The 26,251-nt window shown below is 71.0% G+C and carries 25 protein-coding genes, 2 pseudogenes and 2 riboswitches; of the genes and pseudogenes, 10 read left to right on the plus strand and 17 right to left on the minus strand.

What is annotated here, in order from left to right; translation table 11 throughout:
- Positions 1-24: 24 nt before the first annotated feature.
- Entirely contained in the window at positions 25-2,439 is a 2,415-nt protein-coding gene (locus tag ACIPC1_RS11215) for a SpoIIE family protein phosphatase (RefSeq protein WP_402516281.1), read from the minus strand.
- A 331-nt stretch (positions 2,440-2,770) separates the two neighbouring features.
- On the opposite strand from ACIPC1_RS11215, the gene ACIPC1_RS11220 reads away from it, so the two are divergent.
- Positions 2,771-3,451: a peptidoglycan-binding protein gene (locus tag ACIPC1_RS11220; RefSeq protein ID WP_402515573.1), complete on the plus strand. Its 681-nt coding sequence runs from the start codon at positions 2,771-2,773 to the stop codon at positions 3,449-3,451.
- Between the two features lie 14 nt (positions 3,452-3,465).
- Here ACIPC1_RS11220 and ACIPC1_RS11225 read toward each other — a convergent pair whose 3' ends face one another.
- Positions 3,466-4,245, minus strand: coding sequence for a glutathione S-transferase C-terminal domain-containing protein (locus tag ACIPC1_RS11225; RefSeq protein WP_402515574.1), 780 nt, complete (start codon positions 4,243-4,245; stop codon positions 3,466-3,468).
- A 92-nt stretch (positions 4,246-4,337) separates the two neighbouring features.
- Positions 4,338-4,403 carry a putative leader peptide gene (locus ACIPC1_RS11230; protein ID WP_365443830.1) on the minus strand — a complete coding sequence of 22 codons (66 nt, stop codon included), beginning with the start codon at positions 4,401-4,403 and terminating at the stop codon, positions 4,338-4,340.
- A 36-nt stretch (positions 4,404-4,439) separates the two neighbouring features.
- A riboswitch (SAM riboswitch) is annotated at positions 4,440-4,584 on the minus strand.
- Between the two features lie 216 nt (positions 4,585-4,800).
- A riboswitch (SAM riboswitch) is annotated at positions 4,801-4,914 on the plus strand.
- Positions 4,915-5,010: 96 nt separating this feature from the next.
- On the opposite strand from ACIPC1_RS11230, the gene ACIPC1_RS11235 reads away from it, so the two are divergent.
- The 5 genes from ACIPC1_RS11235 to ACIPC1_RS11255 all read left to right on the plus strand — a co-directional run bounded on the left by ACIPC1_RS11235 (position 5,011) and on the right by ACIPC1_RS11255 (position 10,140).
- On the plus strand, positions 5,011-5,076 hold the full coding sequence (locus ACIPC1_RS11235; protein WP_384379464.1) for a putative leader peptide: 66 nt from the start codon (positions 5,011-5,013) through the stop codon (positions 5,074-5,076).
- A gap of 76 nt (positions 5,077-5,152) precedes the next feature.
- Positions 5,153-6,397, plus strand: a complete 1,245-nt coding sequence (locus ACIPC1_RS11240; RefSeq protein ID WP_402515576.1) for an LLM class flavin-dependent oxidoreductase — start codon at positions 5,153-5,155, stop codon at positions 6,395-6,397.
- Positions 6,398-6,415: 18 nt separating this feature from the next.
- Complete coding sequence (locus ACIPC1_RS11245) at positions 6,416-7,804, plus strand: NtaA/DmoA family FMN-dependent monooxygenase (RefSeq protein ID WP_402515578.1); 1,389 nt, start codon at positions 6,416-6,418, stop codon at positions 7,802-7,804.
- Positions 7,801-8,997, plus strand: coding sequence for an LLM class flavin-dependent oxidoreductase (locus tag ACIPC1_RS11250; RefSeq protein ID WP_402515579.1), 1,197 nt, complete (start codon positions 7,801-7,803; stop codon positions 8,995-8,997). Before ACIPC1_RS11245 ends, ACIPC1_RS11250 begins: the two co-directional genes overlap by 4 nt.
- 15 nt (positions 8,998-9,012) lie before the next feature.
- Positions 9,013-10,140, plus strand: coding sequence for an LLM class flavin-dependent oxidoreductase (locus tag ACIPC1_RS11255; protein WP_402515581.1), 1,128 nt, complete (start codon positions 9,013-9,015; stop codon positions 10,138-10,140).
- 61 nt (positions 10,141-10,201) lie between these two features.
- On the opposite strand, the gene ACIPC1_RS11260 is transcribed toward ACIPC1_RS11255, so the two are convergent.
- The 3 genes and pseudogenes from ACIPC1_RS11260 to ACIPC1_RS11270 all read right to left on the minus strand — a co-directional run.
- Positions 10,202-11,218: a hypothetical protein gene (locus ACIPC1_RS11260; protein ID WP_402515582.1), complete on the minus strand. Its 1,017-nt coding sequence runs from the start codon at positions 11,216-11,218 to the stop codon at positions 10,202-10,204.
- A gap of 171 nt (positions 11,219-11,389) precedes the next feature.
- On the minus strand, positions 11,390-11,674 hold the full coding sequence (locus ACIPC1_RS11265; protein WP_402515583.1) for a hypothetical protein: 285 nt from the start codon (positions 11,672-11,674) through the stop codon (positions 11,390-11,392).
- 217 nt (positions 11,675-11,891) lie between these two features.
- A pseudogene (locus tag ACIPC1_RS11270) lies at positions 11,892-12,380 on the minus strand (alpha/beta fold hydrolase); the annotation flags it as partial.
- Between ACIPC1_RS11270 and ACIPC1_RS11275 the strand changes: the two are divergent.
- Positions 12,368-12,583 (plus strand): annotated as a pseudogene (locus ACIPC1_RS11275) (hypothetical protein); the annotation flags it as partial. The pseudogenes ACIPC1_RS11270 and ACIPC1_RS11275 sit on opposite strands and share 13 nt — an antisense overlap.
- Here ACIPC1_RS11275 and ACIPC1_RS11280 read toward each other — a convergent pair.
- The 7 genes from ACIPC1_RS11280 to ACIPC1_RS11310 form a co-directional block, all read right to left on the minus strand.
- On the minus strand, positions 12,550-13,038 hold the full coding sequence (locus tag ACIPC1_RS11280; RefSeq protein ID WP_402515584.1) for a GNAT family N-acetyltransferase: 489 nt from the start codon (positions 13,036-13,038) through the stop codon (positions 12,550-12,552). The pseudogene ACIPC1_RS11275 and the gene ACIPC1_RS11280 sit on opposite strands and share 34 nt — an antisense overlap.
- The gene (locus ACIPC1_RS11285) at positions 13,035-14,501 is read right to left on the minus strand and encodes an MFS transporter (RefSeq protein ID WP_402515586.1); all 1,467 of its coding nucleotides are present in this window, start codon (positions 14,499-14,501) and stop codon (positions 13,035-13,037) included. Before ACIPC1_RS11285 ends, ACIPC1_RS11280 begins: the two co-directional genes overlap by 4 nt.
- 120 nt (positions 14,502-14,621) lie before the next feature.
- Positions 14,622-15,356: a 2OG-Fe(II) oxygenase gene (locus tag ACIPC1_RS11290; protein ID WP_402515588.1), complete on the minus strand. Its 735-nt coding sequence runs from the start codon at positions 15,354-15,356 to the stop codon at positions 14,622-14,624.
- On the minus strand, positions 15,353-15,871 hold the full coding sequence (locus tag ACIPC1_RS11295; RefSeq protein ID WP_384379401.1) for a methylated-DNA--[protein]-cysteine S-methyltransferase: 519 nt from the start codon (positions 15,869-15,871) through the stop codon (positions 15,353-15,355). The genes ACIPC1_RS11290 and ACIPC1_RS11295 overlap by 4 nt, the downstream gene beginning before the upstream one ends.
- An 88-nt stretch (positions 15,872-15,959) precedes the next feature.
- Positions 15,960-17,450: an AlkA N-terminal domain-containing protein gene (locus tag ACIPC1_RS11300; RefSeq protein WP_402515590.1), complete on the minus strand. Its 1,491-nt coding sequence runs from the start codon at positions 17,448-17,450 to the stop codon at positions 15,960-15,962.
- 646 nt (positions 17,451-18,096) lie between these two features.
- Positions 18,097-18,792 (minus strand): nucleoside/nucleotide kinase family protein, encoded by a 696-nt coding sequence (locus tag ACIPC1_RS11305; RefSeq protein ID WP_402515591.1) that lies wholly within the window; start codon positions 18,790-18,792, stop codon positions 18,097-18,099.
- Positions 18,789-18,974: a hypothetical protein gene (locus ACIPC1_RS11310; RefSeq protein WP_402515593.1), complete on the minus strand. Its 186-nt coding sequence runs from the start codon at positions 18,972-18,974 to the stop codon at positions 18,789-18,791. Before ACIPC1_RS11310 ends, ACIPC1_RS11305 begins: the two co-directional genes overlap by 4 nt.
- Positions 18,975-19,120: 146 nt before the next feature.
- Here ACIPC1_RS11310 and ACIPC1_RS11315 point away from each other — a divergent pair, with 146 nt between their 5' ends.
- The 3 genes from ACIPC1_RS11315 to ACIPC1_RS11325 all read left to right on the plus strand — a co-directional run bounded on the left by ACIPC1_RS11315 (position 19,121) and on the right by ACIPC1_RS11325 (position 22,497).
- The gene (locus ACIPC1_RS11315) at positions 19,121-19,273 is read left to right on the plus strand and encodes a hypothetical protein (protein ID WP_402515594.1); all 153 of its coding nucleotides are present in this window, start codon (positions 19,121-19,123) and stop codon (positions 19,271-19,273) included.
- Positions 19,274-19,414: 141 nt separating this feature from the next.
- Positions 19,415-20,155 carry an HAD family hydrolase gene (locus tag ACIPC1_RS11320; protein WP_402515596.1) on the plus strand — a complete coding sequence of 247 codons (741 nt, stop codon included), beginning with the start codon at positions 19,415-19,417 and terminating at the stop codon, positions 20,153-20,155.
- Positions 20,152-22,497 (plus strand): glycoside hydrolase family 65 protein, encoded by a 2,346-nt coding sequence (locus tag ACIPC1_RS11325; RefSeq protein WP_402515598.1) that lies wholly within the window; start codon positions 20,152-20,154, stop codon positions 22,495-22,497. Before ACIPC1_RS11320 ends, ACIPC1_RS11325 begins: the two co-directional genes overlap by 4 nt.
- A 16-nt stretch (positions 22,498-22,513) precedes the next feature.
- On the opposite strand, the gene ACIPC1_RS11330 is transcribed toward ACIPC1_RS11325, so the two are convergent.
- The 4 genes from ACIPC1_RS11330 to ACIPC1_RS11345 all read right to left on the minus strand — a co-directional run bounded on the left by ACIPC1_RS11330 (position 22,514) and on the right by ACIPC1_RS11345 (position 26,158).
- Positions 22,514-23,758, minus strand: coding sequence for a serine hydrolase domain-containing protein (locus tag ACIPC1_RS11330; protein WP_402515601.1), 1,245 nt, complete (start codon positions 23,756-23,758; stop codon positions 22,514-22,516).
- Between the two features lie 171 nt (positions 23,759-23,929).
- Positions 23,930-25,306 carry a CAP domain-containing protein gene (locus ACIPC1_RS11335; protein ID WP_402515604.1) on the minus strand — a complete coding sequence of 459 codons (1,377 nt, stop codon included), beginning with the start codon at positions 25,304-25,306 and terminating at the stop codon, positions 23,930-23,932.
- A gap of 74 nt (positions 25,307-25,380) precedes the next feature.
- Positions 25,381-25,692, minus strand: coding sequence for a YkvA family protein (locus tag ACIPC1_RS11340; RefSeq protein ID WP_402515605.1), 312 nt, complete (start codon positions 25,690-25,692; stop codon positions 25,381-25,383).
- 85 nt (positions 25,693-25,777) lie between these two features.
- Positions 25,778-26,158 carry a hypothetical protein gene (locus ACIPC1_RS11345; protein WP_384379467.1) on the minus strand — a complete coding sequence of 127 codons (381 nt, stop codon included), beginning with the start codon at positions 26,156-26,158 and terminating at the stop codon, positions 25,778-25,780.
- Positions 26,159-26,251: the final 93 nt, after the last annotated feature.

A 26,251-nucleotide genomic window follows, 5' to 3' on the forward strand; every position in this document is an offset into this window, starting at 1 on the left:
GGAAGCGGCCTCCACCCGAGTACGTCAGACCGCCGGTTCCGTGAGGGACTGTTCCGCCCAGATGATCTTCCCCTCGGCGGTGTAGCGGGTACCCCAGCGCTGGGTGAACTGGGAGATCAGGAACAGACCGCGGCCCCCCTCGTCGGTCGTCTTGGGATGGCGCAGGTGCGGGGCCGTCGCGCCGCCGTCGAAGACCTCGCAGATCAGCGCCTGGTCGGTGATCAGCCGCAGCCGGATCGGGCCCGATGCATGCCGGATGGCGTTGGTGACGAGTTCGCTCACCACCAGTTCCGTGGTGAAGGCCAGCTCGTCCAGACCCCAGGTGTGCAGCTGCTGCGAGGTCGACTTTCGGGCCGTCGCGACGATCGCCGGGTCGATGGGCAGGTCCCAGGTCGCGACCCGCTCGGCCCCCAGCCGACGGGTCCGGGCCATCAGCAGCGCCACGTCGTCGTACGGACGCGTCGGCACGAGATCGTCCACGATGCGTCGGCACAGTCCGTCCAGCGGCTGACCGTGCGCCTCCAGCGCACGGCGCAGCCGCTCCCTGCCCGCTTCCGGATCACGCCCCGTACGGAGTGTGGAGATCAGACCGTCGGTGTGCAGCGCCAGCACACTTCCCTCGGCGAGGTGCAGCTCGACCGATTCGAAGGGCAGACCTCCCACCCCCAGGGCGGGGCCGTGGGGGAGGTCCGCGAAGGTGACGGTTCCGTCGGGGGTGACGATCGCGGGAGTGGGATGGCCCGCGCCCGCCATCGAGCACTGGCCGCTGACCGGGTCGTACACCACGTACAGACAGCTGGCGCCGACCGCCTGCATGCCGCTCGTACGGTCGTCGGCGCCGGTGCCCTCCTCCCGGGCGGCGCGGCTGACCAGATCGTCGAGGTGGGCCAGTACCTCTTCCGGCGTCAGGTCCAGATCGGCGAGGGTCTGTACGGCGGCCCGCAGCCGCCCCATGGCCGCCGCGCCGTCGATACCGTGGCCGGCCACCTCGCCCACCACCAGGGCCACCCGCGCCCCCGACAGCGGAATCACGTCGTACCAATCCCCGGCGAGACCGGTCAGTTCGTCCGCGGGCCGGTAGCAGGCCGCGACCTCCACCGCGTCCTGGTCGGGGAAGCGATGGGGGAGCAGATTGCGCTGTAGGACGAGGGCCGCGTCGCGCTCGCGGGTGTAGCGGCGGGCGTTGTCGACGCACAGGGCCGCCCGGCCGACGAACTCCTCGGCCAGGCTGAGATCGTCCGCGTCGAAGGGGTCCTGGCGGCTGCGGCGGAAGAACGTGGTGATGCCCAGAGTGACGCCGCGGGCGCGGATGGGCACGATCATCACGCTGTGCAGTCCGAGATCAAGGAAGGAGGCGGCGTGGCTCCCGGGGGTGGCCGTGGTCCACTCCCTGCCCAGCGGATCCAGCCGCTCCTCGCGCCAGGACTCGCCGTCCGTCAGACACCTGATCGGGGGAGACCCCGCCCGGTAGGAGGCCACTTCGCCGATCTCGACGGCGGTTTCCGGGAGCCCGCCCTGCACCGACCGATGCCCGGCGCGCCGCAGCGGCACCGTGTCCGCGTCGCGCCGTGGACCGGGCGCCGGCTCCCCGCCCTTGAGTACGGATTCCAGCAGGTCCACGGCGACGAAGTCGGCCAGCCCCGGCACGGCGACATCGGCCAGTTCCTGCGCGGTCTGCATGACGTCCAGGCTGCGCCCGATGTGCTCGCCGGCCCGGTCGAGCAGCGCGAGCCGCCGCCGGGCGCGGTAGCTCTCGCCGATATCGACGACGGTGTAGTACACACCTATCGGGTGACCGTCGTCGTCCTCCAAACGGATGAACGACATGGCGTGGGAGGTCTCGCGGTGTGGCGCTGAGCTCACGCGGCCCACGTGCTCGTACGCGACCACCGGCTCGCCCGTCTCGAGCACCCGGCGCATCTGCGCCTCGATCCGCTCGGTGTCCAGGCCCGGCTGCACATCGGCGAGCCTGCGGCCGAGGCGTTTTTGGGCCGGGCCCCCGCCGAACTGCTCCAGTGCGGGGTTCGACCAGACGTACCGCAGCTCCGTGTCCACGATCGCTATGCCCACCGGGGAACGCGAGGTGATCCGCTCCAGCACCGAGCGGCTCATGTGCCAGCCGGCGCCGTCGGCCAGGTCCGCGAGCAGCACCACCCAGCGTGCCGGGCCGTCGCTCGGCCGTAGGGGGACAACCTGAACCATCAACTTCAACGGGTGCCCGTCCCGGTGTCGTGCGGACAGCAGGCCCGCCCAGCCGCCGTCACCGCGGCACCGCTCGGCCAGTTCCGGGAGCCGCGCCGCGTCCTCGGGGATCAGCAGGTCGGCGGCAGGCCGTCCCAGCGCGTCCCGGGCCGCGTACCCCAGCAGCCGTTCGGCGTCCGCGGTCCAGCTGGTCACCGCCATACGGGCGTCGAGCAGCAGTGGCACGGCGTCCGTCATGTCGAAGCGCTGCCGGGCCGACACGTCCCGTTCCTTGCTCGAAACCACCGCGACCCTCTCCGCTCTCCGAAGGTGGTCTTACCCGCTCGCACCCATTCTTCACGTTGTACGACTGTCGCGCGGGCTTGGACTTGTCGCACGGCGGGACGCACGGAGGCCGAGGAGGGTTACGTACAGTGACGGGTCACGTGCCGCGTCCGTCCGTCCGCCCGTCCATCCATCCGTCCCGTCCGTCACGGAGTCGGCCGGCAGTGGTTGAACTCCCGTGCCGGTGCCTCCGTATCTCTCCACGGGGATGGCGGGAGACCGCGTCGCACGGAAGGAGAGCAGTGTGTCGACACCGCCCGAACGCGAGCAGCCCATGCGCCGCCCGGCACTCGAACCCACCTACGTCCAGCAACGCCGCCGGACGGAGGCCCTCGCGGAACTGGTGAGGGAGTTCCGTGAGGATCAGCAGGCCGTCGGCCCGGACGAAAGCCCTGAGTCGATCAGATGGTCGTCGGCGCACCTGGGCGAGACGGAGGAACTGACGCCCGTCCTGGCCGGCGAGAACTATGCCGCTGGCGGGGAGGCGGAGCCGGCGGCACCGCCCATGCGTGAACCCGGGCCCGAGCGTGCCACCGGTCCGCGCCGGGCCACGGTCGTCGGTGCGGTGGCGGCGGCCGCGCTGGTCGGATTCGCCCTGGCCATGCTGCTGCCCGACGGTGACGGCGGATCGCGGACCGGTGCCGCCCCGTCCGCCACGGCACCCGTCGCCCAGGCCCCTTCCGGCGCCGCCGAACCGGACGGCATCGGCACCCTACGGGAGGGAGACCGCGGCCCCGACGTGACGGAACTCCAGGAACGGCTCCTCCATATCCCGGACGTGTACCAGAGCGGCGTCACGAGCGGAACCTACGACCCCACACTCACCGAGGCCGTGGCCCGCTTCCAGCTCTGGTACGGGATCCGGGGCGATGAGACGGGCGTCTACGGCAACGACACCCGGGCCGCCCTGGAATCCCGTACGTGACGAGCACTCCTGACCTACAGGTGCCGATGGAAGGCCGGGTGGGCGTCGAGACGTCGCACATAGTCCTGGAGGAGCGCGTACGAGGACAGGTCCTGGGCCGCTTCGAGTGGGACGAGGGCGACCCACAGGTCCACATCGGCCGCGGTCAGTTCCTTGCCCAACGCATAGGGACCAGCGGCGAGTTGACCGTTCAGCAGGTCGAGGGCCGCCGACCGTTCCTGCGGCGGCGCACCCGGGGTGACATCCCGGTCGAGGAGGTCGCGCAGGGCGTCGATGTCCGCGGCGAGTTCCGCCGGGCGGAGCGGGGAGTGACAGGATCCGGCGCGGTCGGCGAAGAGGTCGCCGAGGTCGCGCAGGATGTCGGGCGTGTGGTTGCTGACTACGCGTCCGCTCCACCGGTCGCACAGCGCGGGGGCGGTCAGCGGACCGTCGTAGTGGTGCCAGGTGGCCTCGTACGCCCCGCGCAGTGAGGCGAACGCGGAGGGGGTGTCGGCGGGGAGCGCCAGCAGAGTGGTGGCGACCGAGTCCTTGAGACCCAGCAGGCCGTGGGTGATGGAGACCCGCAGCGAGAGGGGACAGTGTGCGGACAGATACAACTCGTAGCGGTGCGGGGCCGGGTAGAAGCCGCCGGCGAGACCCACTCCGATACGGCTGCGGAAACGGTGCGGGCGGGCGGACGGGGTGGCGGCGATCCGGGGGTGGGGGACCGCGTCAAGTGAGCTGGGAACGCACGGAGTCGGGGTACACGTGCTGGACGTACCGGAGTTTGAGGCGTGCGAGATTGTCTCGGACATGACTCTCCATGGGACGAGGAGGCCACGGCCACCTTGTGGGCACCGCGGCGGGGCGGAGTGACTGCGCTACGTACCGGTCCGGATCGCTCGGACTAGTAGGCGCTGGAGACACGCAACAGATCGATGTGCAGGCGTCTCGTCAAACCGCTGTTGGCCATTCCCACCTGTCCCACCCTCGGGGCCCGCGAGACGCGAGACCACGCTTGTCCCACCGCACCGGCGGAACCCGGTCGTCACCCGGGGCACCCCGTCGCGGTGGAAGGGTTGCCTGCCAGCGGGCCGGGGCCGATGACCTCACGGGCAGGAGAACCTGCCCCAAGGGCGCTGACAATCGTGACCGTCCCCGTCAGTGTCGGTGCGCTCCGTGAGGCCGTCAAGAAGGCCTCCGGCGCGGTCTCACCAGGTGGTCATTCGGCGTGCCTCAGGCTGGACAGGAGGCGTGGAACAGATTGCGCGGCCCGGTGGTTGTCGCTCCTGAGGACGCGCGGCGGTGTGAGCACGACCATGATCCCCGGGCATTGCGCACCGCTGTGGCCTCCCGTAGCGTCCCCAGCAGGTTATGAGCGTCAGCGTCAAGCCCTGGCTTGCTGACCGGCAACCCTCCTCCGCGGCGGGGTGCTCCAGGTGACGACCAGGCGGTACCCGTCCCGGGTTCCGCAAGCGCGATGCCGGCGGCCTCCAGCCCGCCGAGCCGGAAGGGCGGAGGTGACGGACGTGCAGCCCGTGCCCCGTCTTCGTGTCCCGGTTCTCGCCCCGCGCCGTCGCGTGCACCTGTACTCCCGGCCGCACATCGACCTCCAGCGCGTGGCCGGCGCGCTCTGTCGTCCCTGACCTGTCACCCCGCCGCCGCACCCTCCCAGTCGAGGCCCGGCGATCTCACACGGTCGATCAGGAAGGCACCCCTTTCGTGTCCTCGTCAACGTCGTTGCCCTCATCCTCTTCCTCCACCGCCGCACTGCACCTGGCCGTCGCCCTCGACGGCGCGGGCTGGCACCCGGCAGCCTGGCGTGATCCGGTGGCCCGCCCCCAGGATCTGTTCACCGCCTCGTACTGGACCGACCTGATCACCGAGGCAGAGCGCGGCCTGCTCGACTTCGTGACCATCGAGGACGGACTCGGCCCGCAGTCCGCACGCCTCAGCGAACCGGACGCACGCACCGACCAGGTACGCGGTCGGCTCGACGCCGTCCTCATCGCAGCTCGTGTCGCGCCGCTGACCAGCCACATAGGGCTGGTGCCGAGCGTGGTGACCACCCACACGGAGCCCTTCCACACATCCAAGGCCATCGCCACCCTCGACTATGTGAGCACCGGCCGCGCGGGCCTGCGGGTGCAGGCGTCCGCGCGGCAGAACGAGGCCGCTCACTTCGGACGCCGGACGTTTCCGAAGCTCCGTATCGAAGACCTGGAGACCCCGGCTCTACAGGAGTTGATCGTCGATCTCTTCGACGAGACCGCCGACTACGTCGAGGCGGTGCGCCGGCTGTGGGACAGCTGGGAGGACGGCGCGGAGATCCGGGACGTCACCACCGGCCGCTTCGTCGACCGCGACAAGCTGCACTACATCGACTTCGAGGGCAAGCACTTCAGCGTCAAGGGCCCGTCCATCACACCCCGCCCGCCGCAGGGTCAGCCCCTGGTCACCGCACTGGCCCACGAGTCCACGACGGGCGCGCCGTTCCGGTTGCTCGCCCGCAGCACCGACATCGGGTACGTCACTCCGCACGACGTCGAAGAGGCGCGTGCCATCGTCGCCGCGGTCCGCACCGAACAGGAAGCGGCCGGACGCGCTGAGGAGCCCCTGCACCTCTTCGGTGACCTGGTGGTGTTCCTGGACAACGACCCCGCCGCCGCGGTGGACCGGCGAGAGCGTCTCGACGCCCTCGCGGGCTACCCGTACACCAGCGACGCCCGGGTGTTCACCGGCACCCCCGTACAACTGGCCGATCTGCTCCAGGAGTTGCGGGAGTCCGGGCTGACCGGCTTCCGGCTGCGTCCGGCCGTCGCCGGGCACGACCTCCCGGCGATCACCCGGGGCCTGGTCCCCGAACTCCAGCGCCGCGACGCCTTCCGGCACTCGTACGAGGCCGACACCCTGCGCGGGTTGCTGGGGCTCGCCCGCCCCGCCAACCGCTACGCCGCCCACGTCTGAGCCGGAGGGACCTCACTCATGAGCAAGTCAACGGACAAGCCGCTCAAGCAGATCCACCTCGCGGCGCACTTCCCCGGCGTCAACAACACCACCGTGTGGAGCGACCCCGAGGCCGGCAGCCATATCGAGTTCAGCTCCTTCGCGCACTTCGCGCGGACCGCCGAACGCGCCAAGTTCGACTTCCTGTTCCTTGCCGAAGGGCTGCGACTGCGCGAACAGGGCGGCAAGATCTACGACTTGGACGTCGTCGGACGGCCCGACACCTTCACCATCCTCAGCGCACTCGCCGCCGTCACCGAACACCTCGGCCTGACCGGCACCATCAACTCCACGTTCAACGAGCCCTACGAGGTGGCCCGTCAGTTCGCGAGCCTCGACCACCTCTCCGGCGGGCGCGCCGCCTGGAACGTCGTCACCTCCTGGGACGCCTTCACCGGTGAGAACTTCCGCCGCGGCGGCTTCCTCCCACAGGACGAGCGGTACTCCCGGGCCAAGGAGTTCCTGGCCACCACCCACGAACTGTTCGACTCCTGGCGAGGGGACGAGATCGTCGCCGACCAGGCGAGCGGCACCTTCCTGCGGGACGCGCAGGCCGGAGCCTTCGTGCACAAGGGGCAGCACTTCGACATCGAGGGGCAGTTCAACGTGCCGCGCAGCCCGCAGGGCCGCCCGGTCATCTTCCAGGCCGGAGACTCCGACGAAGGACGCGAGTTCGCCGCCGCCGGCGCGGACGCGATCTTCAGCCGGTACAGCACCCTCAAGGAGGGCCAGGCGTTCTACACGGACGTCAAGGGCCGCCTCGCCCGGCACGGTCGCACCCACGACCAGCTGCTGATCCTGCCCGCCGCCACCTTCGTCCTCGGTGACACGGACGCGGAGGCGGAGGAGATCTCCCGTGAGGTGCGGCGCCAGCAGGTCAGCGGCGCCACCGCCATCAAGCACCTCGAGTTCGTCTGGAACCGCGACCTGTCCGCGTACGACCCGGAAGGACCGCTTCCCGACATCGATCCGGACCCGGGCGAGCACACCATCGCACGGGGCCGCGCCCAGGTGCGGATGTACCGCGACCCGCTGGCCACCGCCCGGGAGTGGCGGGAGCGTGCGGCCGCCAACAAGTGGTCCATCCGCGACCTCGTCATCGAGACCGGCAACCGTCAGTCGTTCGTCGGCTCCCCGGCCACCGTCGCCGAGACCATCAACGACTTCGTCCAGGCGGATGCCAGCGACGGCTTCATCCTCGTCCCGCACATCACTCCGGGCGGCCTCGACGGCTTCGCCGACACGGTCGTCCCGCTGCTCCAGGAACGCGGCGTCTTCCGCACGGAGTACGAGGGCACCACCCTGCGCGATCACCTGGGCCTGGCCCACCCCGACGCCGACGCGCCGGCCGTACAGGCCGCGTCATGAAGTTCCTCGCCATCACCCTGATCGTGCACGCGCCGGACCCGGTGACCGGCGTGCGGAAACCCACCAACGCGCGCTTTCGTGAGGTCATCGACAACGCGTTGCTGGCCGAGGAGTTGGGCTTCGACGGTTTCGGTGTGGGGGAGCGGCACGAGCGGCCGTTCATCTCCTCCTCGCCGCCCGTCGTACTCAGCCACATCGCGGCGCTCACCTCCCGGATCCGCCTGTTCACGGCGGTCACCACGCTCAGCCTCCTCGACCCGGTGCGTGCGTACGAGGACTACGCGACCCTGGACCACCTGTCCGGCGGACGGCTGGAGTTGATCATCGGCAAAGGCAACGGCACCGCCCAGCGGGAGTTGTTCCACGTCACGCCCGAGGATCAGTGGGACCGCAACGCCGAGGGCTACGAGGTGTTCCGGCAGATCTGGCGGCAGGACAAGGTGACCGCCGCGACCCGCTTCCGTCCCGAGCTGCACGAGGCCGAGGTGTGGCCCCGGCCGTTCCAGCAGCCCATCCGGGTTTGGCACGGGAGCGCGACCAGCAAGGAGTCGGTGGACCTCGCCGCCCGCTACGGCGATCCGCTGTTCTCGGCGAACGTCACCAACACCATCGAGCCGTATGCCGAGTTGATCCGCTACTACCGGGAGCGCTGGGAGCACTACGGCCACGACCCGGCCCGGATCGCGGTCGGTGCCGGGTCGGCGGGCTACCACGCCGCCCGTACGTCGCAGGAGGCGATTGCCGCCTACCGCCCGGTCTTCGAGGGGCAGTTGGCGTTCCAGAAGAGGCTGGGCCTGGAGCCGGTGTTCACGACCCTGGAGGACTTCGTGGAGCGCAGCTCGGCGCTGATCGGCAGCCCCCAGCAGGTGATCGAGAAAGTGCACCGCTATCACGAGCAGTTCGGGCACACCGTGCTGCATCTGCAAGCCGACGCGAGCGGGCTGACCGGAGCCCAGCACCGGGCCTCCCTCGAACTCTTCCAGTCCGACGTCGCGCCCGTGCTACGACGGGAGATTCCTGATCCGCCGTTCGCGTGGGGCCCGGTGTTCGCGGAACCGTCGGCGGGCACGGGTACACCCGAGTCCCAGCCGGAGCCCGAATCCGAGCGCGTTTCCGGGCCGGTGTCAGAGCGCGTATCCGAGTCCGAATCCCCGTCCGTACCAGAGCGCGTATCCGCGCCGGCCGACCGCTGAGGAGCACTCGTTCCCATGTCCGACATCCCCCTCGGCGTCCTCGACCTCGTCCCGGTCTCGTCCGGCTCCACCGCGGCCGAGGCGTTGCGCAACTCCATCGACCTGGCCCGGCGGGCGGAGCAGTTCGGGTACGCCCGTTACTGGTTCGCCGAGCATCACCTGAACCCGGGCGTGGCCGGCACCTCTCCGGCGGTCGTCCTCGCCCTGACCGCCTCCGCGACCTCGACGATCAGGCTGGGCTCCGGTGCCGTACAGCTCGGTCACCGCACCGCGCTGTCCACGGTCGAGGAGTTCGGCCTGATCGACGCGCTGCACCCCGGGCGCCTTGACCTGGGGCTCGGGCGTTCCGGCGGTCGCCCGCCGGCCGGGCCCGCCGCGCCGCTGCCGACGGCCACCCCGGTCGTCGACGGCCTGGCCCCGAACGGGCTGCGGATTCCACCGCGGTTCTCCTTCGAGCACCTGCTCGGCTCACCGCGCGTCGGCCTCCAGATCAAGCTGCTCAAGCAGCCGAACGCCGAGTCGCAGGACTACGGCGAGCAGATCGACGACATCCTCGCGCTGCTGGCCGGCACCTACCGCACGGCGGACGGCGTCGAGGCGCATGTCGTCCCGGGCGAGGGAGCCGACGTACAGGTGTGGATCCTGGGCAGCAGCGGGGGAGAGAGCGCCGAGGTCGCGGGCCGCAACGGCCTGCGGTTCGCGGCGAACTACCACGTCAGCCCCGGGACCGTACTGGAGGCGGCGGAGGGGTACCGGGCTGCTTTCCAGCCGTCCGAGGTACTCGACAAGCCGTATGTCAGTGTCTCCGCGGACGTCGTCGTCGCCGAGGACGACAGCACCGCCCGCGAACTCGCCACCGGCTACGGCGCGTGGGTTCGCAGCATTCGTACGGCCGAGGGTGCCATCGAGTTCCCGACTCCGCAGGAAGCGCGCGCCCACGTCTGGACCGACGCGGACCGGTCACTTGTCCAGGACCGCGTCGACACCCAGTTCGTCGGCTCCCCGGCCAGGGTCGCCGACCAGCTGGAGCAGCTCCAGGAGGCCACCGGCGCCGACGAGTTGCTGATCACCACCATCACCCACGGCCACGCCGACCGGGTGCGCTCCTACGAGCTGCTGGCCAAGGAGTGGCGGCGCAGGTGACACCGCATGCCCGGCGTCGGCCTGTCCGCTGGGCGGGCCGACGCCGGGCAGAGCCTGCGTTTCAGCTCCCGAGGGCGGCGAGGGCGGGCCGGAAACTGGAGGCTGCACCGGACACCGATCGGGGCGTGGTCCAGCCGGAGCCGTTGAACAGGCTCCACAAGACCTGCTCGCCCTGGGTCCCCCGCCAGGTCATATAGGTCGAGCTGCCGTAGACGGCGAGCGCCGGACCGACGTCGGTGGTCGCGTAGGGGACGACCTGGGGTGTCGTCCAGACGTTGGGGGAGGACGGGTAGGCCTGGCTCCACCAGATGCGCTGGTCACCCGCGACACCCTTCCACGCCAGGTGTACGCCCCCGCCGGGCGGCCCGGCCAGCGCGACCCCCGCGGAGGTGGAGGCGCCGGGGATGGGCTGCGGGACGGTCCAGGTGTTCTGGCCGGTCGAACCGCCCAGGTACTTGTTCCACCAGACCGCCTGGTCGCCTTCGACGCCCTTCCAGGCCATGTAGGGCTCGCCGTAGCCGATCTTCCGGACCGCCAGGGCCGGGCCGAAGCTGGAGCTGGCGCCGGAGACCGCCTGTGGCACGGTCCAGCCGCCGTAGTAGCTGTTCCACCAGATCTGCTGGTCTCCCGAACTGCCCTTCCATGCCATGAAGACACCGGCGTAGGGGGCCAGGGCGGGGCCGACGGTGCTCAGGGCACGGGGTACCGGCTGCGCCCCGGACCACGTATTGCCGTCGAACCAGTTCCACCAGATCTTCTCGTCGCCCGCCACGCCCTTCCATGTCATGAACAGCGGTCCGCTCGCCTGCCCCGCCAGAGCGACTCCGGCGCTGCTCGCGGCGCCGGGGACCGGCTGCGGAGTGCTCCAGCCGCTTCCGCCGTTCTGCAGACTGTTCCACCAGACCTGCTGGTCACCGGTGACGCCCTTCCACGCCATGAAGGTGCTGCCGGCGCCGAGGTCGGCTGTTCCACTGCCCAGTGCCGTTGCGGGTGAGGTGATGCCGGCGAGTCCCGCGGCCGCGACGGCCGTCCCGCCCAGACGCAGCATGCTTCTTCGGCTCAACGATTCCTGCGACATTGCCAACTCTCCTGTGTGCATAGGGAGAACATCGAAGCGTGTGCCGGGCCCGTGCTGATCGACTATGGCAGGTGCTCAGGTCACGCCGCCAGGACCGTTCCACTGAGTGGGCCAACCCGGCTTTTCCCGACATTCGGAGAGCGGTATGCGACAAGATCGCCTGGGGAGGCTTCAGCCGACGAGCTCGCGTGCGAGCGTGGCCACTTGCTCCACCTCGATGAGGAAACCGTCGTGACCGTAGGGGGATTCGATCACCCGGAGGCTGTCGGCCGTGGGGATGCCCGCGGCCAGTTCCGCCTGCTGGGACAGGGGATAGCGGCGGTCGCAGTCGACGCCGGCGACCAGGGTTCTGGCGGTCACCCGGCGCAGGGCGGCGCTCGTTTCGCCGCGGCCGACGTCGTGCGTGTTCATCGCCACGGCCAGCGTGACATAACTCCCGGCGTCGAAACGGTGCACGAGCTTGGCGGCATGGTGGTCGAGGGAGGACTCGACCTGGTACCGGCCCCCGTTCCACGGGTCCTCCGTGCCTGGGACGCGCGGCCGAAGCGGACCCGCAGTTGCGGCTCGCTGCGATAGGTGACGTGCGCGAGGCGCCGCGCCGGGCCGAGTCCTGCGTGCGGGCCCAGTCCGGGCCCCGCGTCGTGGTAGTCACCGTCGCGCCAGTACGGGTCGCTCCGGATGCGTGCAACTGGATGTTGGCCCAGGCGATCTGCTCCGCGCTCGCCGCGGCCGTGGTCGCGAGCAGCAGGAGGGCGTCCGTGCGCTCCGGATACGAAACGGCCCACTCCACGGCACGCATCCCGCCCATGGACCCGCCGATCACCAACGCCCAGCGGTCGATGCCCAGCGCGCCGGCCAAGTCGGCTTCCACCACGACCTGGTGACGCTGCGTCAGATACAGGGAGGCGCTGACCCAGTGGCCTCCGCCGGGGCTCGGTGAAGACGGCCCGGTGCTGCCCTGGCAGCCGCCGAGCACGTTCGGAGCGACGACGAACCAGCGGTCCGCGTCGAGCGCGAGACCTTGCCCGATGAGCCCGTTCCACCAGCCGGACGTCGAGTGACCGGGCTCGGCGGGCCCGCTGACGTGACTGTCGCCGGTGAGCGGGTGCAGCACCAGCACGGCGTTGGAACCGTCCGGCGCCAACCGATCTGCCGGGCACACTCTCCGACTTCGCCGACCTGGTGGTCCCCGAACTGCGCCGCCGCGGCCTGTTCCGTACGCAGTACACGGGCACGACCCTGCGCGAGCACCTCGGTCCGCCACGACCGTCGTGGCGTGGCTGGCCGATGTCGAACGGGCGGTGGCTGAAGCGCTTTGGCGCAACAGGCCGTCAACGAGACGGCGGCTCAAGCGCCTTGGTGTAGCAGAAGCAGAACGGGTTGCCGTCGTACGGGGCGTACGGCGGCACCTGCTGCCAGCCCTCCCGTACGTAGAGCGCCTGAGCCTCCGGCTGGAACTCACCCGTCTGCAACCACAGGCGCTCGATGCCGAGCCCGAGCGCGGAGGACTCCACCGCCGAGAGTGCCTCCTTGGCGAGACCCCGGCCGCGATGGTCGGGATGGACGAACACCCGCTTCACCTCGTGACGGTCCGGCAGCCTGCGCAGCGAGGCCGTGGCCACGGCCACCTCGTCCGCGTACGCCACCCAGGTGACGACGATCTCCTCGGCCGTCGGCTGGGGCGGCCGGACGCGGCGGTGGGCGACCGGTGCGTAGCGCGGGGCCAGTTCGGCGGACATCTGCTCGCGGAGCAGGGCCGGGGACGGCGCGTCCCAGTCCTCGGTCACCCAGCGGACGGTGGTGGTGGGCGGCAGGGTCATGACGGTTCCTTGTGAACGGGTGCGGGCTGGCGGTGTGCGGAAGCCGGGAGGGCGGGCGGGCCCCGTCGGTCCGTGAGGCGAGGGCGCAGCAGTGACAGGGCGACGGCCACGGTGAGCAGACCCGCACAGAGGAGCGTGGCGTGGGCAAAAGCCGTACGGGGCAAGCCCGTTGCCCCTGATGTGCCGCGCAGATAGCTTCCGGAGACGGCGCTGAGGGCGACGGCGGCGGCGATGCGCTGGGCCATCTGCAGAATGCCGCCGGCCACTCCGGCGGCCTCGGCCGGTGCGTGCTGGAGGACCTGGGCCTGGTTCGGGGCGATGGTGAGGCCGGCGGCGGCGCCCGAGAGCAGTTGCACGGCGGCGAGCACCAGGGGGAGTGCGGTACGCGGGGCGCTGACGGTGGCCGCTGCCCCGGCCAGCAGCGCGAGGATCCCCAGGGCGAGGCCGGCCGTGACGGTGTGCGGTCCCAGGTGGCGCACGACCCGCCAGGCCACGGCCGAGGTGACTCCCATGGCGACGGCGGACGGAAGCGTGACCGCGGCGGCGGTCAGCGCGGAGAGCCCGAGTCCGCTCTGTAGGAACATGGTCAGGACAAGCGTCGCGGCCAGCGAGGACCCGAAGCTCGCCATCGCGATACCCGTCCCGAGCGTGTACGGGAGCGAACGCGCGAGCGCCGGATGCACCAGCGGGGCTCGCCCGGCCCGTACCCGCAGCCGCTGCCCCACGGCGAAACAACCGGCCAGGACGAGTGCGGCGCCGGCCCACAGCGCGGCAGCCCGGCCACTGCCCGGGGTACTGATGAACGGCAGCATCAGAGCGAGGGTCAGCGCACCCGCCCACATCAGCCCCCACCAGTCGAGCTGACTCCGCCTGCCGGTCCGTCGTGTCGCCGGAAGCCAGCGGAACGCGAGCCACAGGGTGAGCAGCCCGCAGGGGGTGTTGAGGAGCAGGCACAGCCGCCACCCCGGTTCCGGGCCGAAGGCCGCGACCAGGGCGCCGCCGAGGGCTGGTCCGAGCGCGGCGGCGACACCGCCGGTGACCGCGTACAGTCCCAGCGCGCGGGCCCGGTCCAGGCCGCTGAAGACGTCCTGAAGGGTGCCGATGACCTGGGAGTTGACGAGACCGGCCCCGGCGCCCTGTACCAGTCGCGCGACGATCACCATGTCCGGCCGCCCACCGGTGGCGGCTACCACGCCGCACAGCACGAAGGTCGAGAGCCCTACGAGGAACAGACCTTTGCGACCGCGTACGTCACCCAGGCTGCCGCCGGGAACCAGCATCAGACCGAAGGTGAGCGAGTACCCGGCGACGATCCACTGCACGTCGGTGGGACCGGCCTCCAGCGACTGGCGCAGCGCCGGCACCGCGATGTTGAGGACCGACTGGTCGAGCAGAGTCGTCACCCCTGCCGCCATGCACGCCAGCAGCACCCGCCGGGCGGCGCGATCTTCTCCCGGGAGCATGCGCACATGGTCACACCGGCGGTCGGCCCGTGTCTCCGGCTGCGGCTGCCTGTTCGCAGAACAGAAACACCGCGTTCGCAAGCCGAGAGCGGGGCGGCGCGGCCGGGCCGACGGGTGGCGTCACGCGGCGTCGTGGAAAACGAGGCCCAGCGTGTGACGGCGCCCGGAGTGGACGGTGCTCACGCCGTGCCGCATCGGGCCGCTGGACCAGCCCCGCCGGGAGGCCACCGGCCGGTCGCGGGTCGTGAAAATCAGACCGTGCCCCTGCGGCAGGGTCGTGGCGGAACCCCGCGACTGCGCACGGGGACGCTGCTCGGTCATCAGGAACTCGCCGCCGGTGAAGTCGACTCCGGGGGAGTCGAGGCCGACGACGACCTGGAGGGGGAAGAGCATCGGGCCGAACACATCGCGGTGCAGGGCGTTCCAGTCGCCGGGCCCGTAACGCAGCAGGATCTGCGCGGACTTGGCCTGCCCGGCCGCATGGCACATCGCCAGCCACTCCTCCAGGCTGTCGGGCCAGGGCGCGGGCTGCCCGAGCCGGCCGGCCCAGTCGCGCGCGATCGGCAGCAGGCGCGGGTAGAACGCCGCGCGCAACTCCCTTACCACATCGGGTAGTTCGTGAGTGAAGTAGCGGTACTGGCCGGAGCCGAAACGGTGCCGGGCCATGTCGACGGTCGTACGGAAACGGTCGGCGTCGTCGTACAGGGCGCTGATCTCGTGGCACTCGTCGGGCGACAGCAACGGGCCGGTGAGCGCGCTGCCGTGCTCGTCGAGCTCGGCGGCCAGCGCCTTCCGGTCACCGGCCCCGACGCGGTCGGCCAGGTGCGCCACTGCCGTTCGCGCTGTGCGGGTCATGACGACACGGCAGCGGCCGGGCGCACCTTCTCCAGGTCCAGGAGCCGCTGCTTGCGCTCCATACCGGCCGCGTAGCCGCTCAGCGCGCCGTTCGCGCCGATCACGCGGTGACAGGGGCGCACGACGAGCAGCGGATTCGCACCGATGGCTGTGCCCACGGCTCGTACCGCGGCCCTCGACGCGCCGATCCGCGCGGCGATGTCGCCGTAGCTGAGGGTGGTCCCGTACGGAATGACCTCCAGGGCCTTCCACACCCGTTGCTGGAACTCGCTGCCACCGCTGACGTATTCGATGTCGAAGTGGGTCAGCCTGCCCTCGAAGTAGGAGCGCAGCTGGGAGGCGATCTGGGCGAAGGCGTCCGCGTCCTTGATCCAGCCGTCCCGGACGACGGCGGCGGATTTCTGGCCGGGCATCGACAGCGAGGCGAGCGCCGTGCCGCCCTTCGCCGTGGCCGACTCCTCGCCCACGAGCAGGAGTTCACCCAGCGGGCTGTCGATCGTCGTGTAGACCGTCATCAGTCATGTCCTGTCTTGAGTATCCGTTCATCTCTTCCACCTCCAACAATGAGGTGTGCCGAGCGCAGAAGCTGGCGGGATTCGGACGTCACGCTTCGGCAGGCCGGAGCCGGTCGGCGGCAGCGTTCCAGAAGTGGTGCATGGCGTAGGTGCGCCAGGGCCGCCAGGCTTCGGCATCGACCGGATCGGCGCCCGCCCGGCGCATTCCGGCCTGGACGGCCAGGTCTCCGGTGAGCAGGACATCCGGGTCGCCCAGGGCGCGCATCCGGATGTAGCCGGCGGTACGGGGGCCGACGCCAGGCAGGCCGAGCAGCGCCTTCTCGGCCTCGTCGCGGTCGGCGCCGGCGTCGAGGCGCACGGTGCCGTCGGCGAGCGCCCCGGCGACCGTACGCAGGGTGTCGCGGCGTGCGTCGGGCATGCCGAGCTCTTCGAGCGACGCCTGCGCGAGGTCGTCGGCCGTGGGGAAGACATGCGTGAGCCCACCGCTGGGCACCGCGAGGGGCTGCCCGTACGCGGCGACCAGCGCACTGCCGAGCCTGCGACCGGCGGCCACGGAGACCTGCCCGCCCAGCACCGCACGGACGGCGAGTTCGTGCGGGTCGGCGGAGCCCGGAGCGCGCAGCCCGGGCCGCAGCGCGACCAGCGGCGCGAGCGCGGCATCGGAGCTCAGCCGCTCGCCGACCGCGTACGGGTCGGCGTCCAGGTCGAACAGCCGCCGGATCCGCTGGGTGGCCGTGGTCAGGTCGCGCAGATCACCGAGGTGCAGATGGCAGGTGAGCCAGCCGCCCTCGCCGAGCACCTCGCCGACCTCTGCGATACCGCTGCCATGAGGGAGGTGGAGGGTGCGCCGGTACGTCCGCCCGCCGCGCTCGCCGGTGAGTTCCTCGACGCCGGTGACGGCCCGCTCGCCGAGGTGGTCGAAGACCTCGGCGGCCGCGTACGGGCCGCGGTGCGCGAGCCGCAGCGGCACCCCGCCCGCCCCGTTCGCCGTACCGACCGATCCGTAGCGTGCGGACCGGCCCGGTTTCGCCGCGCGCAGCCCGCTGGGGGTGACGGCGTAGATCTCCCGGACGGTGTCATTGAACTGCCGCACGCTGGCGAACCCGGCCGCGAAGGCGATCTCCGCTGCCTGCAGGGTCGTGGTCTGGAGCAGGATCCGCGCGGTGTGGGCCCGTTGTGCCCGGGCGAGCGCGATCGGTCCCGCGCCCACCTCGGCGTTCAGCTGCCGCTGCACCTGCCGGGCGCTGTAACCGAGGCGCGCGGCGAGCCCGGCGACGCCCTCACGGTCCACGACACCGTCACCGATCAGCCGCATCGCACGGCCGACCGCGTCCGCGCGGACGTTCCACTCGGCCGAGCCGGGCACCGCGTCGGGGCGACAGCGGCGGCAGGCCCGGAAACCGGAGCCCTGCGCGGCGGCCGCGGTCGGGAAGAAGCGCACGTTCTGCCGCTTGGGGGTGGTCGCCGGGCAACTGGGGCGGCAGTAGATCCCCGTCGTGGACACGGCGAAGAAGAACTCGCCGTCGAACCTTGCATCGCGGCTGCACACCGCCTCGTACCTGCTGTCGTCGCTCGTCACCCTTCCACTGTGGGCCACGACACGGCGCCCCGCTGGCGGAAATCGGACAGCACGCTGATGGCGACGCACGCGTGCAGGGCGCTGCGCTCCGGGCGACCACAGCGGCACGCGTGCGAAGCCCCTACGCGCAGGCGTCCGGCGCGACCCTGGACGTGAAGCTCGCGCAGGTCACGCACCCGCGCTCACTGTGGCCGACGGGAGCTTCGACGCCGCCGACACCTGGCGCGACGACATCGCGTGCTGCGGGCGCCCCGTCAAGCGCGGCAGCGGCTCGTCGACCCATCTTCCTGATGGTGTCCAGGTACCGACGACGGCGACCCTGCGCGCAGGACCGCGAAGGCCGACGTGACCTCGGCGCGCGACCTGCGCCTCACGCACCCGCCCACGGGGAGCATGGACCACTTCGCCGCGCGCGCAGCGCACCCAGGAACAGGTGGCCTTCGCCCCGGCGGCCGACCCACCTGGCTGCGGCAACCCGGACGACGGCCGGCGCCCCCTCGTCACCTCCACGGCCCCCGAAGCGACCCCGGCGCTCCTGGCGTACCGCCCGACCTCCACATCTTCGCCGTCCGCTACGGACCAGCGGCCCCCTTCACCCAGGCTTTCGAGCACACCCCGGCCGGACTCACGGCCCGCACCGAGACGTTCACCGCGCTGATCGGCGATCCTGCGGGCGATGCGCGTGGGGAACCCGAGCTGGAGGTCCACCTCCGCTGACCGCCGCGCCCACCACCAGGTCGGCGCGGTCCCGTGTCGCGGCGATCAGATCGGCGTTGCGCTGGTCCGTGCCGAGAACCCATGCCAGCGCCGTGTCGTGGTCCTTGCCGAACTCCTCGTGCCGGGCCACGAGACGGCGTACGCGTTCGGCCTCGTCGAGCTCGCAGAACCAGACCTCGTCCAGTTGCGCGCGCACCCGGGTCCAGGCGTCGTCCCCGAGTAGGAGGTAGTTGCCCTCGGTGATGACCAGGCGGGCGGTGCGGGGGACGGGGACGGCTCCGGCGATGGGCTGTTCGAGAGTGCGTTCGAAGCCGGGTGCGTAGACCAGGTCGTCCTCGTCCTCGCGCAGCCGACGGAGCAACGCCGAGTACCCCGCCGCGTCGAACGTGTCGGGGGCACCCTTGCGATCGCGGCGGCCCAGGCGGTCCAACTCGGCGTCCGCCAGATGGAACCCGTCCATCGGTACGTGGGCGACCCAGGCGGGCCCGTCACCGTTCAGCTCCCCGACCAGACGCTCGGCGAGTGTGGTCTTGCCCGCTCCGGGGCTGCCGGTGATGCCGAGAAGGGCGCGGTGTCCAGGACGTACGAGGGAAGCGGCGCGCGTAAGGAGGTCGGCGAAGGTCACGGGCGCTCCCGCCGTGCGGCACGCGGCATCCGTACGACCGCCATCCTGCCGTACAGATCGACCGCCGTCCGGTTCGGCGGCGCCCCGTCCTCGTTGTCGCCCCGCAGCAGCCGGTCGGCGAAGGCCGGCACTCTCGGCAGGAGGATCAGTCCGGGCAAGGACATGAAGACGGCGAAACCCATGGCCTCAGTATCGGGGACGAGCGGTGGATTCCGGCCACTCCGGCGACGTCGGACGCCTCTTCCCGGCGTATTCGCCTTATGCTGGTGCGACTGTTGAATCTTGGTCAATATCCGGCACCGCAGCGGCCACCCACGGGGAGAACATCATGTCGCAGCAGAGCCCCGCGCTCGCCCCCCAAAGCTACCGGGCGTACTTCGACCACCTGCTCGGCTGCCAGAAGTGCAGCACCCCACCACGGCGTTGCGACGACGGCACCGCGCTGTACCGGACCTACCGGGCGGACCTGAAGAAGTCCTAGGTCCTGTCGTCACATTCCCGTCGTCGCCCGCGAGGCAGGCGGGAATGTGACGACAGGACCTAGCTAGAGGGACCCGGCCGCCCCGCGGCCGTGTGGCGTGCGCCACCCCGTGGTCTTCGCACTTCGGGGCACACTGCCCGTATGACAGAGCAGCTTGGTCTTCCGAAAGAAATCCTGGCCTGCCTCTTCGATCTCGACGGGGTCATCACCAAGACGGCCGTCGTCCACGCGGCTGCCTGGAAGCGGACGTTCGACGAGTTCCTGCGGTACCGCGACGGCGACGGATTCCGTCCCTTCGACGACGCCGACTACAACGACCATGTGGACGGACGCCCGCGGGCCGACGGCGTTCGTGCCTTTCTCGCCTCGCGCGGCATAGAACTGCCCGAGGGCGCAGCCGACGACCCGCCGGACAGGGCGACCGTCCAGGGCCTGGGCAACCGCAAGAACAACCTGCTCCTGGAGCTGATCCGCAGCGGCGGTGTCGAGGCGTACGACGGCACGCTGCGCTATGTCGAGGCGGTCCGCGCGAGCGGACTGCGGACCGCGGTCGTCTCCTCCAGCACCAACTGCCAGGACATCCTGCGCGCGGTGGGCGCCGAGTCCCTCTTCGAGGTCAGGATCGACGGCGCCGTCGCCGCCGAACGCAAGCTGCCGGGCAAGCCGAAACCGGACACCTTCCTGGCCGCGGCGCGGGACCTCGGAGCCGATGCGTCGCAGGCCGCCGTCTTCGAGGACGCGCTGGCCGGCATGGACGCGGGCCGCTCGGGCCACTTCGGCTACGTCGTCGGTGTCGACCGAGTCGGCCAGGGAGCCGCGCTTCGCGCACACGGCGCGGACATCGTCGTACGGGATCTCGCGGAGCTGGGGGCGAACGCGTGATCACTCACACGGCCTACGCTGTCGAACCGTGGGCGCTGCGCGAGCACGTCCTCAACCTGGACGTGCTGCCGCAGAGCGAGTCGGTGTTCGCGCTCTCCAACGGCCATGTCGGCTGGCGCGGAAACCTCGACGAGGGCGAACCGCACGGCCTTCCCGGCTCCTACCTGAACGGTGTCCACGAAGTCCACCCGCTGCCGTACGCCGAAGCCGGATACGGCTACCCGGAATCCGGCCAGACGGTCATCAACGTCACCAACGGCAAGATCATGCGACTGCTCGTCGACGACGAGCCGTTCGACCTGCGCTACGGACGGCTCCATTCCCACGAGCGCGTCCTCGACCTGCGCACCGGGCTGCTCACCCGGAGCTGCGAATGGACCTCCCCGGCGGGCGACACGGTCCGCGTGCGCTCCACCCGGCTCGTCTCCTTCACACAGCGCGCGATCGCCGCCATCTCCTACGAGGTGGAGGCCGTCGACTCCCGGGTCCGTGTCGTCGTCCAGTCGGAACTGGTCGCCAACGAACAACTGCCGGGCCGCAACGGTGACCCGCGGGCAGCGATCGTCCTGGAGGCTCCGCTGAAGGGGGAGGAGCACTTCGCGGAGAACGGGCGGCTGAAACTCGTGCACCGCACCCGGCGCAGCGGACTGCGGGTCGCCACCGCCGCCGACCACACCGTCACGGGACCCGAGCCGACCACCACGAGCAGTGAGAGCAGCGCCGACATCGCCCGCCTCACCGTCACCTCCGTCCTTGAACCCGGACAGAAGCTGCACGTGGAGAAACTCGTCTCGTACGGCTGGTCGAGCACCCGGTCCCTGCCCGCCCTGCGGGCGCAGGCCGACGCGGCGCTCGCGTCGGCCCGGCACGGCGGCTGGCAGGGCCTGGTCGACGAACAGCGGTCCTACCTCGACGACTTCTGGGCCCGCGCGGACGTCGAGGTGGACGGCGACGAGGAGATCCAGCAGGCCGTCCGGTTCGCGCTGTTCCACGTCCTGCAGGCCGGGGCCCGCGCCGAACAGCGTGCGATACCGGCGAAGGGGCTCACCGGATCCGGATACGACGGCCACGCCTTCTGGGACACCGAGACCTTCGTGCTGCCGCTGCTCACCTACACCGCGCCCGGCGCGGTCGCCGAGGCACTGCGCTGGCGTCAGAGCACCCTGCCCGCCGCCCGCGAGCGGGCGGTCCAACTCGGCCTGCGCGGCGCGGCGTTCCCCTGGCGGACCATCGAGGGCTCGGAGGGTTCGGCGTACTGGCCGGCCGGAACCGCCGCCTTCCATGTCAACGCCGACATCGCCGACGCCGTCGTGCACTACACGACCGTCACCGGCGACAAACGGTTCGAACGCGACACCGGGGTCGAGCTGCTGGTGGAGACGGCACGCCTGTGGCGCTCGCTGGGCCACCACGACCACCAGGGCGGTTTCCACATCGACGGGGTGACGGGCCCCGACGAGTACAGCGCCGTCGCGGACGACAACACGTACACCAACCTGATGGCCCGTGCGAACCTCCTGGCGGCCGCGGACGTCTCCGAGCGCCACCCGCGCAAGGCGGAGTCCCTCGGGGTCGACGACGAGGAGAGCGCCGCCTGGCGCGACGCCGCGGGCGCCATGCACATCCCCTACAACGACGAACTCGGCGTCCACGAACAGCATGCCGGGTTCACCGGCTACCAGCGCTGGGACTTCGCCGCCACCCGCCCCGACCAGTACCCGCTGATGCTGCACTTCCCCTACTTCGACATCTACCGCAAGCAGGTCGTCAAACAGGCCGACCTGGTGCTCGCCATGTACAAGTGCAGCCCCTACTTCGACGACGAGCACAAGGCCCGCAACTTCGCCTACTACGAGCCGCTCACCGTCCGCGACTCCTCCCTGTCGGCCTGCTGCCAGGCCGTGATCGCGGCCGAGGCCGGGCATCCCGGGCTCGCCTACGACTACTTGGTCGAGGCCGCGCTGATGGATCTGCGGGACCTGGAGAACAACACCCGGGACGGCCTGCACATCGCCTCGCTCGCCGGCACCTGGATGGCCCTGGTCGCCGGCTTCGGCGGACTGCGGCACCACGGCGAGACCCTGGCGTTCAAGCCGCGGCTGCCGGAGCGGTTCCACCGGCTCGCCTTCAACCTGCAACTCCTCGGCCGTCGCCTGCGGGTGGAGATCGGGCCGGCCACCGCCACGTACTTGCTCCTGAGCGGCGAGCCCCTGGAGATCCACCACTACCGCGAACCCGTCACCCTCGACCCCGACAAACCGCACAGCCTCCGCATCCCGGCTCCCAGGCTGCGCCCCGCCCCCGACCAGCCATTGCACCGGCAGCCGAACAGTCACGGGTGAGGCGCAGCCGTCGGCATCAGTCGCGGGCGATGTTCGGCGCGATGTCCTCGTAGCGCTCCACCTGCGCCGCGGTCGCCGTGCTGCGCGCTGCGGCCGTGGTCTGCGGTTTGCCGCAGAAGGCGGATTCCAGTGTGCGGCTCATGGTGGTGAGCACTGTGGAGTTGTTCGAGGTGTTGGCGAGCGCGGTGACGCTGCGCTTGCCGTCCTTCGAGGTGAACGCGTATGTGTAGTAGCCCTGGACGGTTCCCGTGTGCCCGTACACGGAGACACCGCACGACAGGTCGCGGCGGCGCAGGCCCAGGCCGTAGCCCTGGGTGCTGTTCACCGGCGTCCACTGCTGCATCTGCGCGAGCTGGGCGGCGGACATGAGCTCGCCGCCGAGCAGCGCGGAGAAGAAGGTGTTCAGGTCGCGGGTGCTGGAGATGATCGCGCCCGCGCTCTGCGCCCAGGAGAGCGTCTGCTCGGTGGAGTCGACCAGGGCACCGCCTTCGTCGGGCGGGAGGTAGCCGTTGGCGTGGCGGCCCGCGATCGCCGTGTCGGGGTGGACGTACGACGTACTGGTCAGCTTCAGCGGCGTGATGATGCGCTGCTGGTACTGCGTGCTGACGGACTGCCCGGTGAGCTTCTCGATGAGCATGCCCCCGACGACGAAATTGGTGTTGGAGTACGAATAGGCCGCGCCCGGCGCGTTGGTGAGCGGCTTCTCCAGGGAGAGGTCCACCAGGTCCTGGTAGCTGAACACCTTGTTGCGTACGGCCTCGAAGCCCGGGACCGTCTGCGCGAACATGTCGTTGGTGTAGTCGTACAGACCGCTGCGGTGGCTCAGCAGATGGCGCACGGTGATCCGGTCGTCGGGCAGCAGCCCCGGAAGATAGCTGTTCACCGAGGCGTCCAGGGCGAGCTTGCCCTCGTCGACCAGTTGCAGCAGCACCACGGCGGTGAAGGTCTTGCTGACGCTTCCGACGCGGAACCGGTCGCTCGTGGTGAGGGCCCGTCCGGTGACCCGGTCGGCGTCTCCCTCGGACAGTCGGTGGACCGTGCCGTTGTCGTCGACCCGCACCATCGCCCCGGGTGCTCCCTGAGCCAGTGCCGTAAGCAGCACCTCGCGCAGCCCCGCGTCGTCCGGCGCCGCCAACTCCTCTGCCGCGAGGCTCGCTTCACGCCCGGTGCCGGTGGGGGCCGCCGCCTGCGCGGGCACTGCCAGGAGGGACACCAGAACCGCGCCCAGCGCCGTACTCATGCCCACTGTTCCTGAGACCATCTGCATTCTTCTCCCGATCTGTCACGGCCGGTGCGGATTCCCGGCCCGGCACCGCGCCGCGGAGCGGGCGTCGGCATCATTTCTACGCACCGGAGGGCACGCGGGTTGCATTGCCCACGAGGGAATCAGAAACAGTGAACCGAAAGGGGTGAGTTGGAGCAGACGGGAGTGTCAGGCGCCGAAGAGCTGCGTCCAGTAGGTGCCCATCCTGCCGCCGCCGGCCAGGCCTATCCCTATGTGGGTGAAGGCGGGCTTGAGGATGTTGGCGCGGTGGCCGGGGCTGTTCATCCAGCCGAGGACCACCTCGGCCGGGGAGCGCTGGCCGCAGGCGATGTTCTCTCCGATGCTGCGGCGGGTGCTGCCCGCGGCGGCGGCCCGGTCCCAGGGCTGGGTGCCGTCGGGGGAGGTGTGGGAGTAGAAGGCGCGGGCCACCATGTCGTCGCTGTGCGCCTGCGCCGCGTTGGTCAGCAGCAGGTCGACCGCCAGGGGCCGCAGACCTGTCGCGGTCCGTTCGGCGTTGGTGAGCGCGACGACCTCACTCGCTGTTCGCGCCAGCTCGCCGGGGCTGAACGGCCGTGCCCACAGCGCCGTCCAGTACAGATCGCCGGAGCGGTCGGCGACGTAGGCGAGGCCGGCCTGGCTGAACGCGGGCTCGCACAGTGTGCGCCGGGACTGCTCGGTCGACAGGCAGTACTCCACGAACTCGTCCGGCGTGCGCGGGCCGGAGACCAGGTGCTCGCCGACGGTGAGATACGCGTATCCGGTCGAGGTGACGCGCTGGTACACGGAGGTGCCGTCCGGGCTCTCGGAGCTGAGGACCCCGCGCGCTGCCATGTCGGAGGCGTGGACGCGGGCCGCGGCCGCCAGCCGGGCGTCGAGGGACACCGGCGGAGAACCGGCCCTGGCGCGTGCGGAGTTCACCAGGCCGAGAAAACCGTCCGTGTCGGGCACGGAGTTCACCCGCCCGGCCTGCCCGTTGGAGTAGGGCGCGGTGTTCACCTGCCTGGCCTGCCCGTTGGAGTCGGGCACGGTGTTCCCCCGCCCGGCTGCTCCCACCGGCGCCGAGGTGTCCTCGGCGACATCGACCCCGAAGTCCCGGGCTATGCCTGCCAGCCCGTCCGCGTACCCCTGGCCCAGCGCGCGCAGTTTCCACGCGCCGCCGCGCCGGTAGATCTCGGCGAGCAGCAGCACGGTCTCCCGCTGCGGACGCGGCGGGGTGAAGCGGGCGAGGACGCGCGAGCCCGGTCCGGTGACATACAGGGTGGGCGCCGGCAGCCGGGCCAGTGGAATCGCTGGGTCGGCGGAGCTGATCACCACGGTGACGCGGCCGGCCCCGGCCCGCAGTGCGAGGGGATCGATGGTGAGCTGCTCGCCCTGGAGCCGCGCGCCGGACGCGGTCGGCTGGTTGTAGAACACGAAGTCGCTGTCGCCGCGCACCTTTCCGCCGTCATCGGTGATCAGCGCACTGACGTCGAAAGGGCCCGGCACCCGAAGGGTCAGGATGCCGCCCGGAAGGGGCACGTTGCCCCCGGGAACCAGCTCGGTCATGGTGCCGCCCCGTCGACGTAGGGATCCGGAACGGCCTTCGACGAGGGCATTCGCGCCAGGGGGCCGTCGGATGGTCAACGGTCCGACGGCGTGCCGGGGTTCCCGTCGACGCTCGGACGGTCACCTGTTGCCGGGCGCATCGACCGCAGGGCCAGCAGGAGGACGCCGATGTCGTCCAGGTAGACGGGGTCGGGCAGCAGATCGGCCGGGAGCACGAGATAGACGACGGCGCCCCAGAAGACCCAGCGGGACCCGGCAGGAAGCCCGGCTCGGCGCAGCTCGCGGCGGGCACGGACGAGCCGGACCAGCAGCGTGATCGCGACCCCGAGCGCAGCGGCGCCCAGGATCGCGACGATGACGATGATCGTCCAGGTCGTGGAGTCCATGTGTCCGTCCAGAGCGCTCGGCGGGCCGTTGCTCCTTCACGTCTTCCCGCTCGGGCCCTTCCTATCTCGCCGGGCCGGGCCGAACTCAGGTCCGCGCGGTGTTGCCGTCCACGAGCGCCTGGCTGACGGCACGGATGCTGCGGGCGATGTGCTGAAGCTGCAGAACCTCCGCCGCGTACAGCTTGATGGTGTGCTCGATGACGCCCTCGTGCAGGCCGAGGGCGGGCAGTTCGGCGCGGGCGGTCTGCAGGGCGGTGCGGGCGACCCGTATCTCGTGCTGCACCTGGATCTGCGCGTGGCGGGCCAGCAGCACGGGGTGCTTGATCAGCGCGGGATAACTCGCGTATCGGGTCGGCACCAGCTCGCGCAGCCATCTGACCGCCGAGCGCTCCCAGTCGAAGCTGCCTGGGGTCTTGACCTGGCACGGCCAGTCCGAGGTGATCGGTGAGTACGTCGTCAGGGCCATGTTCATCGCTTCCGGGTTACGTCGGCGGGGGAGGTCGGTGCGGCCCCGGTCTAGGGGATGGCCGGGGCCGCCACCATGGCCACCCGGGACCCA

The organism is Streptomyces sp. NPDC087263 (assembly GCF_044744645.1).
In the GTDB taxonomy this organism is placed as follows: Bacteria; Actinomycetota; Actinomycetes; order Streptomycetales; family Streptomycetaceae; genus Streptomyces.